The 667-nt window shown below is 53.1% G+C and carries 1 protein-coding gene and 1 pseudogene; both read right to left on the bottom strand.

What is annotated here, in order from left to right; all coding sequences use genetic code 11:
• Positions 1 to 186, bottom strand: a pseudogene (locus tag NPS46_RS25100) (flagellin); the annotation flags it as partial.
• A 363-nt stretch (positions 187 to 549) separates the two neighbouring features.
• The coding region (locus tag NPS46_RS25105; RefSeq protein ID WP_274112043.1) for a flagellin at positions 550 to 667 on the bottom strand (118 nt) is incomplete at its 5' end.

Consider the following 667-nt stretch of genomic DNA (forward strand, 5'->3'; position numbering starts at 1 on the left):
GGTCAGGCCTTTGACCTGGCTAGTCAGACGGTTGGCGATCTGCATGCCAGCCGCATCGTCTTTGGCGCTGTTGATTTTCAGGCCCGAAGACAGGCGGCTCATCGAGGTGCTGAGCGCATCGGAAGCCTTGTTCAGGTTCTTTTGCACGCCCAGGGACGTGATGTTGGTGTTTACGGATAAAGCCATGACGAATTCCTCATTGATTGGGTGCTACGGCTTCCAGCCCCGACAAGCGCCTTGGTCTGGCCGAGAGAGCCTTCGTTGCAGTTATCGTCATCACTGCAGGCTCCTTGATAGCCTCACCAGCCTATCTAACCCAATCGAGCCAATTTCAAGACAAATCCCAGACGATAAGCACCAATCGCCTCAAAAAACATCAAGAGCACAAACAAATTAAAGACCAATCCTATTTACCATCACAAAATTAAATGGATCTGAAGTTCATCCTGCGGTAGCCCCCAGCAGAATCAGGACCTGGGCGATGCCCTGAAACGAAAAAACGGAAGGGCGCACAAGGCGCCCTTCCGTTCTTGACCCGCTGTATCGCGATTACTGAAGCAGTTTCAGTACCGACGATGGCAGTTGGTTAGCCTGGGACAGGATCGCAGTCGACGCCTGTTGCAGGGTTTGTTGCTTGGTCAGCTCGGCGGTTTCGGACGCGAAGTCA

It is taken from the genome of Pseudomonas putida (assembly GCF_028682395.1).
Lineage (GTDB): Bacteria > Pseudomonadota > Gammaproteobacteria > Pseudomonadales > Pseudomonadaceae > Aquipseudomonas > Aquipseudomonas putida_AB.